Annotated in this window: 12 protein-coding genes; 4 read left to right on the top strand and 8 right to left on the bottom strand. The window is 63.7% G+C overall.

Features of this window, described 5'->3' with window-relative positions:
• Positions 1–35: 35 nt before the first annotated feature.
• The 4 genes from AC2CQI_RS25455 to AC2CQI_RS25470 form a co-directional block, all read right to left on the bottom strand.
• On the bottom strand, positions 36–1,412 hold the full coding sequence (locus tag AC2CQI_RS25455; protein ID WP_484578261.1) for an OprD family outer membrane porin: 1,377 nt from the start codon (positions 1,410–1,412) through the stop codon (positions 36–38).
• Between the two features lie 106 nt (positions 1,413–1,518).
• On the bottom strand, positions 1,519–3,114 hold the full coding sequence (locus AC2CQI_RS25460) for an ABC transporter substrate-binding protein (protein ID WP_484578262.1): 1,596 nt from the start codon (positions 3,112–3,114) through the stop codon (positions 1,519–1,521).
• Positions 3,115–3,361: 247 nt separating this feature from the next.
• Positions 3,362–4,987, bottom strand: a complete 1,626-nt coding sequence (locus tag AC2CQI_RS25465; RefSeq protein WP_484578263.1) for an ABC transporter substrate-binding protein — start codon at positions 4,985–4,987, stop codon at positions 3,362–3,364.
• 348 nt (positions 4,988–5,335) lie between these two features.
• Positions 5,336–6,046: an SIMPL domain-containing protein gene (locus AC2CQI_RS25470; protein ID WP_075806589.1), complete on the bottom strand. Its 711-nt coding sequence runs from the start codon at positions 6,044–6,046 to the stop codon at positions 5,336–5,338.
• Positions 6,047–6,250: 204 nt separating this feature from the next.
• Here AC2CQI_RS25470 and AC2CQI_RS25475 point away from each other — a divergent pair, with 204 nt between their 5' ends.
• The 4 genes from AC2CQI_RS25475 (at position 6,251) to AC2CQI_RS25490 (ending at position 10,616) form a co-directional block, all read left to right on the top strand.
• Positions 6,251–7,513 carry an ATP-binding protein gene (locus tag AC2CQI_RS25475; RefSeq protein ID WP_075806590.1) on the top strand — a complete coding sequence of 421 codons (1,263 nt, stop codon included), beginning with the start codon at positions 6,251–6,253 and terminating at the stop codon, positions 7,511–7,513.
• On the top strand, positions 7,513–8,073 hold the full coding sequence (locus AC2CQI_RS25480; protein WP_075806591.1) for a response regulator transcription factor: 561 nt from the start codon (positions 7,513–7,515) through the stop codon (positions 8,071–8,073). Before AC2CQI_RS25475 ends, AC2CQI_RS25480 begins: the two co-directional genes overlap by 1 nt.
• A 191-nt stretch (positions 8,074–8,264) precedes the next feature.
• A complete protein-coding gene (locus AC2CQI_RS25485; RefSeq protein ID WP_484578264.1) occupies positions 8,265–9,206 on the top strand; it encodes an AEC family transporter in 942 nt (313 codons plus the stop codon).
• Between the two features lie 54 nt (positions 9,207–9,260).
• Positions 9,261–10,616, top strand: coding sequence for an amino acid permease (locus tag AC2CQI_RS25490; RefSeq protein ID WP_484578265.1), 1,356 nt, complete (start codon positions 9,261–9,263; stop codon positions 10,614–10,616).
• Between the two features lie 31 nt (positions 10,617–10,647).
• Here the strand turns inward: AC2CQI_RS25490 and AC2CQI_RS25495 are convergent, their stop codons facing one another.
• The 4 genes from AC2CQI_RS25495 to gatB all read right to left on the bottom strand — a co-directional run bounded on the left by AC2CQI_RS25495 (position 10,648) and on the right by gatB (position 14,124).
• The gene (locus tag AC2CQI_RS25495) at positions 10,648–11,025 is read right to left on the bottom strand and encodes a carboxymuconolactone decarboxylase family protein (protein WP_484578266.1); all 378 of its coding nucleotides are present in this window, start codon (positions 11,023–11,025) and stop codon (positions 10,648–10,650) included.
• 10 nt (positions 11,026–11,035) lie between these two features.
• Positions 11,036–12,079, bottom strand: a complete 1,044-nt coding sequence (locus AC2CQI_RS25500) for a calcium/sodium antiporter (protein WP_484580666.1) — start codon at positions 12,077–12,079, stop codon at positions 11,036–11,038.
• 65 nt (positions 12,080–12,144) lie between these two features.
• Positions 12,145–12,516, bottom strand: a complete 372-nt coding sequence (locus tag AC2CQI_RS25505) for a septal ring lytic transglycosylase RlpA family protein (RefSeq protein WP_484578267.1) — start codon at positions 12,514–12,516, stop codon at positions 12,145–12,147.
• A gap of 162 nt (positions 12,517–12,678) precedes the next feature.
• A complete protein-coding gene (gene gatB / locus AC2CQI_RS25510; protein WP_484578268.1) occupies positions 12,679–14,124 on the bottom strand; it encodes an Asp-tRNA(Asn)/Glu-tRNA(Gln) amidotransferase subunit GatB in 1,446 nt (481 codons plus the stop codon).
• Positions 14,125–14,131: the final 7 nt, after the last annotated feature.

A 14,131-nucleotide genomic window follows, 5' to 3' on the forward strand; every position in this document is an offset into this window, starting at 1 on the left:
GGCGGGCGTGTTTGCGCCGCCGCCGGAGACCTGCATTAGAGAATGTTGAACGGAATGGTGGTCACGATGCGGAATTCATCGAGATTGCCATCGATCTGCTCGCGACTGGCGCGGTGTGCGGTGTAGTAGGCGCGGATGTTGGTCGCCTCCAGCGGCCCGCCCTGCACCACGTAGCTGGCACCCAACGACCATTCCCGGTGATGTTCGCCATCGAGGTTGCGTACATCGTAGCCGTTGCCCTTGTAGCCGGTGCCGTCGATGCCCCAGCCGCGCGCGGTATAGACATTCAGGCGCAGCCCCGGCACGCCGAACCCGGCCATGTCGAGGGCGTAGCCGACCTGGAACGACTTCTCGTTGGGACCGTTGTAATCGGAGAACAGCGAGTTGGCGAGGAAGATCGCGTTGGTGTCGTGCACATAGTCGAAGTACTCGTCGCCGTTCACCTGCTGGTAGGCCAGGGTCAGGCTGTGGGCCTGGTGCGCCAGGGTGAAGGACAGGCTGAAGGTGTCGTTGTCGATATCCCCCAGTTTCGCCGAGCCGGTGTCGCGGGTGCCGTAGTAGTTGAAGCCGGTGGTCAAGGCCAGGGTGCCCTTGTCTCCCAGGTCATGGGAGGCGCCGACGTAGTACTGGTTCCAGATGTCCTCGACCTGGCCGAGGTACAGGCTGGTGGTCAGGCTGCGCAGCGGCTGGTAGTTGAGGCCGGCGAGGCTGACCCGGTCGGCGTTGACGCCCAGTGCCGAGTACTCGGTGGTGAACTTGCTCTTGCCCTGTTCGGTACGGGTCGAGACCCGCTCGAAGGTGCCGAGGTCGAAGGACAGGTTGTCGAATTCGGCGCTGTGCAGGGCGACCCCGTCGAAGCTCGACGGCAGGGCGCGGTTGCCGATATAGGCGAACACCGGGGTGTTGATCGACTGGCGCCCGGCGACCAGGGTGGTGTTGGAGATCCGCGCCTGCAGGTTGGCCAGGCCGAGTTTGCTCCACTGGCCGATGACGTCGCCGTCGCTGTGGGTCAGGGTGCGGTTGTTCGGCCCGGCGACCCGGGCGCGCCCGCGCTCCAGGGCGAGGGCATGGTAGCCGGCGACCTGGGCGGCGAAACCGACCTGGCCCTGGGTGAAACCGGAGCTGTAGTCGAGCACGGTGCCCTGCACCCAGTTGTCGCGGCTGTGGGTGGCCTGGCGGGTGCCGTCGCTCTTGTAGTAGCGGAACAGCGGACCCTTGCTCGCGCGCTCGCGGGCGTACCAGTTGCGGGTCCAGCCGGACAGGCTCTGGTCTTCGATGAAGCCGTTGGATTCGGCCTGGGCGCTGGTTTCCTTGAGGGTCAGCGGCAGGTAGTCCTGGCTGGTGGCTTCGGCCTGGGCTAGGCCGGACAGGCCGCCAAGGGAAAGGGCGATTACGGTGGTGATTCGTTTCAAGGCGATACTTCCTTTCTTGTTCTTCTCGATGGACCGGCGGGCCTCGTGGACCCGTCGGCCAGTGCTGCGGATCGCGGCCGGTGGGCCGTGATCCGTACTGCGCCGGTCAGTCGATGCCAACGTCGCGGAACGTGGTCTTGCCGAACGGGCTGACCAGGTATCCCTCCACCCGCGTGCTCACCGGCTGGGCGACGGTGGAGTGGGCGATGGGGGTGATCGGCACGTTCTGCTTGATGTAGTGCTGGGCCTGGCGATACAGCTCGCTGCGCTGCTCGCGGTCGTTGGTGCCCTTGGCCTTTTTCATCAGGGCGTCGTATTGCGGGTCGCACCACATGGAGTGGTTGTGGCTGCCGATGGCATCGCAGCCGTACAGGGTGCCGAGCCAGTTGTCCGGGTCGCCGTTGTCGCCGGTCCAACCGATCAGCAGGGTGTCGTGCTCGCCGTTCTTGGCGCGCTTGAGGTATTCGCCCCATTCGTAGCTGACGATGTTCACCTTCAGCCCGAGCTTGCCCCAGTCGTCCTGGAGCATCTGCGCCATCAGGCGGGCATCGGGGTTGTACGGGCGCTGCACGGGCATGGCCCAGAGGGTGATCTCGGTGCCTTCCTTGACCCCGGCGTCGCGCAGCATCTGCTTGGCTTTTTCCAGGTCGCGAGGGGCGTCGGCGATGCTCTCGTCGTAGGACCACTGGGTCGGCGGCATGGTGTTCACCGCCACCTGGCCGGCGCCCTGGAACACGGTCTTGATGATCGCCTCCTTGTTCACCGCCATGTCCAGGGCCTGGCGTACCTCCAGTTGGTCGAACGGCTTGTGCCGGGTGTTGTAGGCGATGTAGCCAAGGTTGTAGGCGGGCTTCTCGATCAGGTTGATGTTTTCGTCGCGGCGCAGGGCCTCGAGGTCGGCGGGGCGCGGGTGGATGCTCACCTGGCATTCGCCCTTGCGCAGCTTCTGCACCCGGACTGACGGATCGACGTTGATGGAGTAGATCAGGTTGTCCAGCTTGACTTGCTCCGGGGCCCAGTACTCGGTGTTGCCGCGATAGCGGATCTGGGTGTCCTTCTGGTAGCGGGTGAACACGAAGGGGCCTGTACCGATGGGCTTGTCGGTGATGTCCGACGGCGTGCCACGGGCCAGCAGGTGTTCGGCATATTCGGCGGAGAGCACCGAGGCGAAGCTCATGGCGAGGTTCTGCAACAGCGCGGCGTCGGGGTGGTTGAGGGTGAAGGTCACGCTCATCGGGCCGCTTTTCTCCACCTTGGCGATGGTCTTGTCCATGCCCATGGCGCTGAAGTACGGGAACACCGTGCCGTAAGCCAGGCGGAAGGGGTGGGTCGGGTCGAGCATGCGGCTGAAGGTGAACACCACGTCGTCGGCGTCGAAATCGCGGCTCGGCTTGAAACCGGCGTTGCTGTGGAACTTCACCCCGGGGCGCAGGTTGAAGGTGTACACTAGGCCGTCATCGGAAATGCTCCAGTCGGTGGCCAGCGACGGTTCCACCACCGTGGCCCCGCGCTCGAACTCCACCAGGCGGTTGTACAGCGGCTCGGACACGTCGTTGTCGGTGCCGCTCTGATATTGCGCGGTGTCGAAGCCGGAAGGGCTGCCTTCCGAGCAGAACACCAGGCTGCCCTTGGCCAGGCCGAAGGGCGAATGGGCCAGCAGACCGGCTCCTAGCAAGGCGGCGAAGAGAGACGTCTTACGCATGGGAATTCCCTGTCTTGTAGTCGTTATTGGAAGTTTCCGCGGCACGCAGCGAATCCTCGCTGACGGGGCACGGGCACCGTTCCCACGGTAAGTGGGGACAGGGCTTCCGACGAGGTACACAGGGAGCAAGTTGGGGTGGGAGCTTTCCGACTGTGTTGAGGAAATTTCGGACAAGTAACCGATGTGCCATCAACCAGCTGTTGTTCAGGGCCAGGGCTGCGGCATCGGCCGCAGCCCTGGCAGGCGGTTATGGCTTCACGCTGACGCCGTAGAAGTCATTGAGGGCGAAGGGGCTGATCTTGAAGTCTTCGACGCTCACGCGCATCGGCTGGTAGACCGTGGAGTGGGCGATCGGGGTGATCGGCACCTGGTCCTTGAGGATGTGCTGGGCCTGCTTGTACAGCTCGGTGCGCTTGGCCTGGTCGGGGATGCGCTTGGCGTCCTTGACCAGCTTGTCGTAGTCGCTGTTGCACCAGTGGGAGAAGTTGTTGCCGTTGACCGCGTCGCAGCCGTACAGGGTGCCGAGCCAGTTGTCCGGGTCACCATTGTCGCCGCTCCAGCCGATCAGCATGGCGCCGTTCTCGCCGTCCTTGGCGCGCTTGATGTACTCGCCCCATTCGTAGCTGACGATGCGTGCCTTGATGCCGATCTTGGCCCAGTCGGACTGGATCATCTCGGCCATGAGCTTGGCGTTGGGGTTGTACGGGCGCTGTACCGGCATGGCCCACAGGGTGATCTCGGTGCCTTCCTTGACCCCGGCTTCCTTGAGCAGGGCCTTGGCTTTCTCGACGTTGTACTCGGTACCCTTGATGGTCTCGTCATAGGACCACTGGGTCGGCGGCATGGCGTTGACCGCCAGCTGCCCGGCGCCCTGGTACACCGAATCGATGATCTGCTGCTTGTTCACCGCCATGTCCAGGGCCTGGCGCACCTTGAGCTGGGCCATGGGGTTGGGCTCGTTGCTGCCCTTGATCTTGTCCATCACGTTGTAGGCGATGTAGCCGAGGTTGAAGCCGGCCTGGTGCGGCATCTGCAGGTTCGGGTCGGCCTTCAGCGATTCGAGGTCGGCAGGGCGCGGGAACAGGGTGACCTGGCACTCGTTCTTCTTCAGCTTCTGCATGCGCACCGAGGCGTCGGTGGTGATGGCGAAGATCAGGTTGTCGATCTTCACCTCGCCGGGCGACCAGTAGTCCTTGTTGCCCTTGAAGCGGATTTGCGCGTCCTTCTGGTACTTGCTGAACACGAACGGGCCGGTGCCGATCGGCTTCTGGTTGATGTCCGCGGCCTTGCCCTGCTTGAGCAACTGGTCGGCGTATTCGGCGGACTGGATCGAGGCGAAGCTCATGGCGATGTTCTGGATGAACGCGGCGTCGACTTCGTTGAGGGTGAACTTGACGGTGTGCTCGTCGACCTTCTCGACCTGCTTGATGTTCGCGTCCATGCCCATATCGGTGAAGTACGGGAACTCGGTGGGGTACGCCTTGCGGAACGGCATGTCCTTGTCGAGCATGCGGTTGAAGGTGAACAGCACGTCGTCGGCGTTGAACTCGCGGGTCGGCTTGAAGTAGTCGGTGGTGTGGAACTTGACCCCTTCGCGCAGGTGGAAGGTATAGGTCAGGGCGTCGTCGGAAACGTCCCAACTGGTGGCCAGCCCGGGGATGACCTGGGTGCCGCCGCGCTCGAACTGGGCCAGGCGGTTGAACACGGTCTCGGACGAGGCATCGAAGTCGGTGCCGGTGGTGTACTGGCCGGGATCGAAGCCGGCGGGGCTGCCTTCGGAGCAGTAGACCAGGTTGGAAGCGGCCTGGGCGGCCGGGGTGGCGGCGAGCAAACCTGCGCCGACAAGGAACGGAATGACTGCGGTTTTCAGCATGGTGGCCTCATTGTTGTCATTGTGATCTGAGGGCGGCCTTGTGGGCCGACCCGCGGATACTTATGCAGGTACTGGACCTGATGCAACGGTTGAGGATAGCTTCTGACAGCAATTTCGGAACGTTCGTACAAGGATGTCGCGATTGTGTAACTTTTGCGGAGTTGAACGTTTGCTTGGCGGGAATTGGCGAAATTTTCGAGATGTGTGTTGAATTTGAGGGCCTCATCGCTGGCAAGCCAGCTCCCACAGGTTCAGCGGTGCACGCGGTCACTGTGGGAGCTGGCTTGCCAGCGATGAGGCCATCAAAGGCAATCGAGAAGGGCCGGTCAAGCACCGGCCCAAGTTCACTCAGGGCATCTGCACTTCAATGGTGCCATCCGCATTGACGCTGACCTGGGTGGTCCCCGCCTCGACCTGCGGCGACGGCGCCGCCTCGGCATCCATGCTGGCCTTCATCATCATCGGCGCACGCATGTACGGCTGTGGATAACCGCTGCTGTTGAGGTTCAGGCTGACCACCTTGTAGCCCTTGCCACCCAGTGCCTCGGTGGCGATCTGCGCGCGGGCCTTGAACGCGTCCACCGCATCCTTGATCAGCGCATCCTCGCTGGTCTTGCGCGTGGCCGGGGCGATGGCGAAGTCCATGCCGCCCATCTTCAGCTGTTGCAGGAGCTCGCCGGTCAGCTTGGACAAGGCCGGGAAGTCGGCACTTTCCAGACGCAGCTCGGCACGTTCGCGCCAGCCGGTGATCTTCTGGCCCTTGTCGTCATAGATCGGGTAGGCATTGCGGCTGCCCTGGCTGATCTTCACGTCCTTGACCTGGCGCGCCTGTTCCAGGGCCTTGTTCAGGGTGGTGGTGATCTCGGCAGCGAGCTTGGCCGGGTCGGTGTTCTGCGCTTCGCTGTAGAGGGTCACGACCATCAGGTCCCGGGCCACTTCCTTGCTCGCTTCGGCACGCAGGGAAATCTGGTTGTAACGCGGCTCGTCCGCCAGAACGGGAAGGCTGACCAGCAGGCTGGCGGCCAGCAGGGCTTTGGCGCTACGGCGTGGGGTATTCATGCATGACTCCTTGAAAAATGGGCGTGGCCAGTACGATCCTGTGCGCCACGCAGACCCTGTCTGACCTTGAAAGTAGCACCAAGGTTCCAAATCGCTATCATTTAGCCTTGGCACGGTGTGGCGAGTTGCCGCATTGCTGCAGTCGCGGACGTCGCTTCGGTATACTTCGCCCCGGTTTACCTGGAGCACTCATCAGGAGAGCTCATGCTCGCCCCGGTCACTATGCAAATGTTGTCTGCTACCCGCCAGAACCTCTGGCGCCTTACGTTCATCCGCACCCTGGTGCTGGCTGCCCAGGCCGGTTCGGTCGCGGTTGCCTACTGGACCGAACTGCTGCCACTGCCCTGGCTGGCGCTGAGCGTCACCCTCGGCTTCTCCATGGTCCTGTGCCTGGTCACCGCCCTGCGCCTGCGCGCCTCGCTGCCGGTGACCGAGCTGGAATACGCGGTGCAACTGGCCTGCGACCTGCTGATCCACAGTGCCTTGCTGTATTTTTCCGGCGGCTCGACCAACCCTTTCGTCTCCTATTACCTGGTGCCCCTGGCAATCGCCGCGGTGACGCTGCCGTGGGTCTATTCGCTGATCCTTTCCGGGATCGCGCTGGTGGCCTACACCCTGCTGCTGGTGCAGTTCTATCCCCTTGATACCTTCCCGATGGCCCGGGAAAAGATGCAGATCTACGGCATGTGGCTGAGCTTTGCCCTGGCGGCGGCGGTGATTACCTTCTTCGCCGCGAAGATGGCCGAGGAATTGCGCCGCCAGGAGGCCTTCCAGGCCCAGCGCCGCGAAGAAGGCCTGCGTGACCAGCAACTGCTGGCTGTTGCGACCCAGGCCGCTGGCGCCGCCCATGAACTGGGCACGCCGCTGGCGACCATGAGCGTGCTGATCAACGAAATGCGTCAGGACCACACCGATCCGCTGCTGCAGGACGACCTGGCGGTGCTCCAGGAGCAGGTCAAGCAATGCAAGCACACCTTGCAGCAACTGGTCCGCGCTGCCGAGGCCAATCGCCGGATGGCGGTGGAAGAGCAGCCGGTGACCTTCTGGATGGACGAGTCGCTGAACCGCTGGCACCTGATGCGCCCGGAAGCCAGCTACCGCTTCCAGCGCCTCGGCCAGGGCCTGGTACCGCACCTGGCGCCGCCGCCGGACCTGACCCAGGCCCTGCTGAACCTGCTGAACAACGCCGCCGATGCCTGCCCCGACGGTCTGGAGGTCCGGCTGGACTGGGATGCCACCGATATCGTCATCAGCATCCGCGACCACGGTCCTGGCGTGCCGGTGGCCATTGCCGAGCAGATCGGCAAACCCTTCTTTACCACCAAGGGCAAGGGCTTCGGCCTTGGCCTGTTCCTGAGCAAGGCCAGCGTTACCCGTGCTGGCGGCTCGGTAAAACTCTATAGTCACGAAGAGGGCGGCACGCTGACCGAGCTGCGCCTGCCCCGTGACGCGCGAGGAGACGTGTGATGAGTGATGAAATCCAGGCTGAAGGTGAAGACCTGCCGCACCTGCTGCTGGTCGACGACGACGCGACCTTTACCCGGGTGATGGCCCGCGCCATGGTTCGCCGCGGCTTCCGTGTCAGCACCGCGAGTTCGGCGGAGGAGGGGCTGGTCCTGGCCCAGCAGGATATTCCGGACTACGCCACGCTGGACCTGAAGATGGAAGGCGACTCCGGCCTGGTGCTGCTGCCCAAGCTGCTGGAGCTGGACCCGGAAATGAAGGTGGTGATCCTCACCGGCTACTCCAGCATCGCCACGGCGGTGGAGGCCATCAAGCGCGGCGCCTGCAACTACCTGTGCAAGCCGGCGGATGCCGACGATGTGCTGGCGGCGCTGGCCTCGCAGCATGGCGACCTGGATAGCCTGGTGCCGGAAAACCCGATGTCGGTGGACCGTTTGCAATGGGAGCACATCCAGCGCGTGCTGAGCGAGCACGAGGGCAATATCTCCGCCACGGCCCGGGCCCTGGGCATGCACCGGCGGACGTTGCAGCGCAAGTTGCAGAAGCGGCCCGTTCGGCGCTGAGTTCTTTATTGCCCTTGAGGGCCCTATCGCTGGCAAGCCAGCTCCCACAAGTCCTGTGGGAGCTGGCTTGCCAGCGATGAGGCCCTCAAAATCGCCGAAATTCTGGCATTTCATCCACAAACCCCCATCCCTGAGCCCTGCACTGGCGTATCATTAGCCACCTAACGACAGGCCCACGGAAATCCCCCCGCATGCTCGCCCTTTTCATCCAGACCCTGAACATCACGGCCCCGGTCTTCGCGATGCTGTTCATGGGCGTGCTGCTGCGTCGCATCGATGCAATCAACGACAACTTCATCCAGGTCGCCTCGTCGCTGGTCTTCAACGTGTGCATGCCGTCGCTGCTGTTCCTCGGCATCTACCACGCCGACCTCGACGCCGCCGTCAAACCCAGCCTGCTGCTGTACTTCATCGCCGCCACCTTCGGCAGTTTCGCCCTGTCCTGGTTGATTGCCATCTGGCGCTGCCCCAAGGAAGATCGCGGCATCTACACCCAGGGCGCGTTCCGCGGCAACAACGGGGTGATTGGTCTGGCGCTGGCGGCCAGCATGTACGGCGACTACGGTATTTCCCTCGGCGCGATCCTCGCCGGGCTGGTGATCCTGCTCTACAACTCGCTGTCGGTGGTAGTGCTGGCGGTGTACAGCCCGAGCTTGAAGTCGGACCCATGGAGCATCTTCAAGAGCATCCTGCGCAACCCGCTGATCATCAGCGTGCTGCTGGCAACGCCGTTGGCCTACGCCAAGGTGGCGCTGCCGAACTGGATGCTCACCTCCGCCGACTACATCGCGCAGATGACCCTGCCGCTGGCGCTGATCTGCATCGGCGGCACCCTGTCCCTGGCCTCGTTGCGCGCCAGTGGACGGATGGCGGTGAGTGCGAGCCTGGTGAAGATGGTCTGGCTGCCGCTGATCTTCACCTTCGGCGGCTGGCTATGCGGCTTTCGCGGGGCGGAACTGGGCATCCTGTTCCTTTATATTGGCAGCCCGACGGCTGCGGCCAGCTACGTAATGGCCCGCTCGTCCAACGGCAACCATGAACTGGCGGCATCGATCATCGTGATCACGACCCTTGCCGCCGCTGTGACAACCAATATCGGAATATTCCTATTGCAGTGGGGCGGCTGGATCTAGATCCTTCGCGCAAAAAACAACACCAACACTGCTTCTCACGTCCGAGGACACTTCATGCAAGACCAGATCACGCCCGAGCGTTTGCATCGCGGCCTGAAAAATCGCCATATCCAGCTGATCGCCCTGGGCGGGGCGATCGGCACCGGGCTGTTTCTGGGTATCGCCCAGACCATCCAGATGGCCGGCCCCTCGGTGCTGCTGGGCTACGCCATCGCCGGCCTGATCGCCTTCTTCATCATGCGCCAGCTCGGCGAGATGGTGGTGGAAGAGCCGGTTTCCGGGACCTTCAGCCACTTCGCCCACAGCTACTGGGGGCCGTTCGCCGGCTTCATGTCGGGCTGGAACTACTGGGTGCTGTACGTGCTGGTGGGCATGGCCGAGCTGACCGCCGTCGGCGTCTACATCCAGTACTGGTGGCCGGGCGTTCCGACCTGGGTCACGGCGGCGGTGTTCTTCGTCATCATCAACCTGATGAACGTCAGCCAGGTGAAGGTCTTCGGCGAGATGGAGTTCTGGTTCGCGCTGATCAAGGTGGTGGCCATCCTTGGCATGATCGGCTTCGGCGGCTACCTGCTGTTCAGCGGCAATGGCGGCCCGGACGCCAGCGTCGCCAACCTGTGGCAACACGGTGGCTTCTTCCCCCATGGCGCCACTGGCCTGATGATGGCCATGGCGGTGATCATGTTCTCCTTCGGCGGCCTGGAACTGGTGGGTATCACCGCCGCCGAGGCCGATAACCCGCGCCACAGCATCCCCCGCGCCACCAACCAGGTGATCTACCGCATCCTGCTGTTCTATGTGGGTGCCCTGGCTGTCCTGCTGGCGCTGTACCCGTGGCAGAAGGTGGTCGATGGCGGCAGCCCGTTCGTGATGATCTTCCATGACCTCAACGCCAACGCCGTGGCCACGGTGCTCAACCTGGTGGTCCTGACCGCTGCGCTGTCGGTCTACAACAGCTGCGTGTACTGCAACAGCCGCATGCTGTTCGGCCTGGCGACCCAGGGCGATGCGCCGAAGTCGCTGCTCAAGGTCAATGACAAGGGCGTGCCGCTGGTGGCCCTGGGCATTTCCGCGCTGGCCACCGGGCTGTGCGTGGTCATCAACTACTTCATGCCGCGCGAGGCCTTCGGCTTGCTGATGGCGCTGGTGGTCGCGTCGCTGGTGATCAACTGGGGCATCATCAGCATCACCCACCTGAAATTCCGCAAGGCCAAGGCGGCGCAGAAGCACGAGACCTTCTACAAGAGCCTCGGCTACCCAATGACCAACTACCTGTGCCTGGCCTTCCTCGCCTTTATCCTGGTGGTCATGGCGATGACCGAAGGCACGCGCATCTCGGTCGGGCTGATTCCGGTCTGGCTGCTGGTGTTGTGGATTGCTTACAAACTGACCAAGGGTCGTCGCGCCTAAGGCCTGACGACCCGTTCCGGGAAGTGCTCGATCAGTCCTGTTGCCAGGCGTCGATCACTTCCTGGGCCGCGCGGAACGCATCGATCGCCGCCGGCACGCCCGCATAGACTGCGCAATGCAGCAGGGCTTCGCGAATCTCTTCCACGGTACAGCCATTGTTCAGTGCGCCACGCACGTGGCCCTTGAGTTCCTGCGGGCATTTCAGCGCGGTCAGGGCGGCGAGGGTGATCAGGCTGCGGGTCTTCAGCGGCAGGCCTTCGCGGCTCCAGACGCTGCCCCAGGCATGCTCGTTGACGAACGCCTGCAATGGCGCGGTGAATTCGGTGGCATTGCCCAGCGCGCGATCGACGAACACATCGCCCATGACCTGGCGGCGAACCTGCTCGCCGGTTTTCTTCGTCTCACCCATGTTGTTTTCCTTAGTGTTGGCGGCGCCAGGCGCGGGCTGTGGTGTAAGTCAGCAAGACAGCGAGCACTGGCAGAACATAGAACAGCATCAACTGCTCCAGACGATTGGCCAGCGGCATGCCGGTGGTGAAGGCCACCACGTGCAGGCCGTAGGCCAGATACAGGCAGAGGAACACCAGGCCCTCGGCGCGGGTGACCCGGTAGCCGGAATAGAACACCGGCAGGGTCAGCACGGCGACGCCAAGCATTACCGGCAGGTCGAAATCCAGGGCATTGGGCGAGATGGACAGCGGCTCGGGTGCCAGTACGGCGGTCAGGCCGAGCACTGCCAGCAGGTTGAACAGGTTGCTGCCGATCACGTTGCCCACGGCGATCTCCCGTTCGCCACGCAGCGCCGCGATCAGCGAGGTGGCCAGTTCCGGCAGCGAGGTGCACACGGCGACCACGGTCAGGCCGATCACCCGTTCCGACAGGCCCAGGTCGGTCGCCACTTCCACCGCGGCTTCCAGCAGGAGGTGCCCGGCCAGGCTCAGCAGGCCGAGGCCGAGCAGCATCAGCAGCAGGCTGCCGAACCAGAAGCCGATGCCGCGATCGACTCGCGGGTTGGGTGCCGGGTAAGTGCGAGCGTAGTGCCGCGACTGATGCCAGAGCATGGCCAGGTACGCCACCAGGCCGGCCAGCAGCAGCGCGCCTTCCCAGCGCCCGATGAACTCGTTCAGGGCCAGCAGGTAGACCAGCAGGCTGGCGCCGATCATCAGCGGGATATCCAGGCGCACCAGTTGCCGCGAGACCCGCAGCGGAATGATCAGCGCGGCGAGGCCGAGGATCACCAGGACATTGAAGATATTGCTGCCGATCACGCTGCCCACCGCCACGTCCGGCGCGCCGGTGTAGGCGGCCTGCAGGCTGACGGTCAGTTGCGGCGCGCTGCTGCCGAAGGCCACCAGGCTCAAGCCGATGATCAGCGGGCGCACGTGCAGGCTGGCGGCGATGCGCAGGGCGGCACGCACCAGCAGCTCGGCGCCGAGAATCAGGAGGATCAGGCCGCTGGCCAGTTGCAGCAGGCTGAAGGTGGGTAAAGCGGCCAGGTTGAAAATGGTCGTGCTCCCGTAGAACAGAATCAGTCGCTCAGGCTTTGTACCCGGACTCGCGCCGTTCCGCTACGGATCATGTCCAGTTGCTGGGCGGCGGCTTTGGAAAGGTCGATCAGACGGCCACGGGTATGGGGGCCGCGATCGTTGATGCGGACCACCACGCTGCGGTCGTTTTTCAGGTTGGTCACCATGACCCGGGTGCCGAAGGGCAGGGTACGGTGGGCGGCGGTCAGGCCATGCTGGTTGAACGGCTCGCCGCTGGCGGTGCGTTTGCCGTGATGGCGGGAACCATAGAAAGAAGCGGTGCCGGTTTCATCGTAGCCGCGGGGATCGATGTCGTGGCTGGCACAGCCGGCCAGGAGGGTGAACAGCGCCAGGGCGCTTAGGGGACGCCACATTGATCAGGGTGCTCCGTTGGAGTTGGGCTTTCCCCTGTAGGAGCGTGGCTTGCCCGCGAAGGACCGCGCAGCGGTCCCAGAATAGTGGCAGCCATAAGATTCTGGGACCGCTGCGCGGTCCTTCGCGGGCAAGCCACGCTCCTACAGGAAGAAGCGCAGCGATCAGCCTTCGAGCTTGCTCTTGAGCAGTTGGTTCACCTGTTGCGGGTTCGCCTTGCCCTTCGAAGCCTTCATCGCCTGGCCGACGAAGAAGCCGAACATCTTGCCGCGCTTGGCTTCGTCCGCCGCACGGTACTGCTCGACCTGCTCGGCGTTGGCCGCGAGCATTTCATCCAGCACCTTCTCGATCGCGCCGCTGTCGGTCACCTGCTTCAGGCCGCGGGCCTCGATGATCTGGTCGGCATCACCTTCACCCGCCGCCATCGCTTCGAACACGGTCTTGGCGATCTTGCCGCTGATGGTATTGTCACGAATGCGCAGCAACATGCCGCCCAGTTGCTCGGCAGTCACCGGCGCCTGGTCGATCTCGACACCCAGCTTGTTCAGCAGGCTGCCCAGCTCCACCATGACCCAGTTGGCCGCCAGCTTGGCGTCGCCGCCGATGGCCGCGACCTTCTCGAAGTACTCCGCCTGCTCGCGGCTGGACGCCAGCACGTTGGCATCGTAGGCCGACAGGCCGTACTGGCTCTGGAAGCGCTCGACCTTCTGTGGCGGCAGCTCCGGCAGGGTGGTGCGCAGGTCGTCGAGGTAGGCCGACTCGATCACCACCGGCAGCAGGTCCGGATCGGGGAAGTAACGGTAGTCGTTGGCTTCCTCCTTGCTGCGCATGGAGCGGGTTTCGTCCTTGTTCGGGTCGTACAGGCGGGTTTCCTGGATGACCTTGCCGCCGTCCTCGATCAGCTCGATCTGGCGCTGGATCTCGCTGTTGATCGCACGCTCGATGAAGCGGAACGAGTTGACGTTCTTGATCTCGCAGCGGGTGCCGAACTCGACCTGGCCCTTTGGCCGGATCGATACGTTGCAGTCGCAACGCAGCGAACCTTCGGCCATGTTGCCGTCGCAGATGCCGAGGTAGCGCACCAGGGCGTGGATCGCCTTGACGTAGGCCACGGCTTCCTTGGCGCTGCGCATTTCCGGCTCGGACACGATTTCCAGCAGCGGGGTGCCGGCACGGTTCAGGTCGATCCCGGAAGAACCGGCGAAATCTTCGTGCAGGCTCTTGCCGGCGTCTTCTTCCAGGTGCGCACGGGTGATGCCGATGCGCTTGACGGTGCCGTCTTCAAGGGCGATGTCCAGGTGGCCCTTGCCGACGATCGGCAGCTCCATCTGGCTGATCTGGTAGCCCTTGGGCAGGTCCGGGTAGAAGTAGTTCTTGCGGGCGAACACGTTGTGCTGGCCGATCTCGGCGTCGATCGCCAGGCCGAACATGCAGGCCATGCGCACCGCTTCCTGGTTCAGCACCGGCAGCACGCCGGGCATGCCCAGGTCGATCAGGCTGGCCTGGGTGTTCGGCTCGGAACCGAAGGTGGTGGCGCTGCCGGAGAAAATCTTCGACTGGGTGGCGAGCTGGGTATGGATCTCCAGCCCGATGACAACTTCCCATTGCATGTGTCTG

The sequence above is a fragment of the Pseudomonas sp. P2S-1 genome (assembly GCF_057197725.1).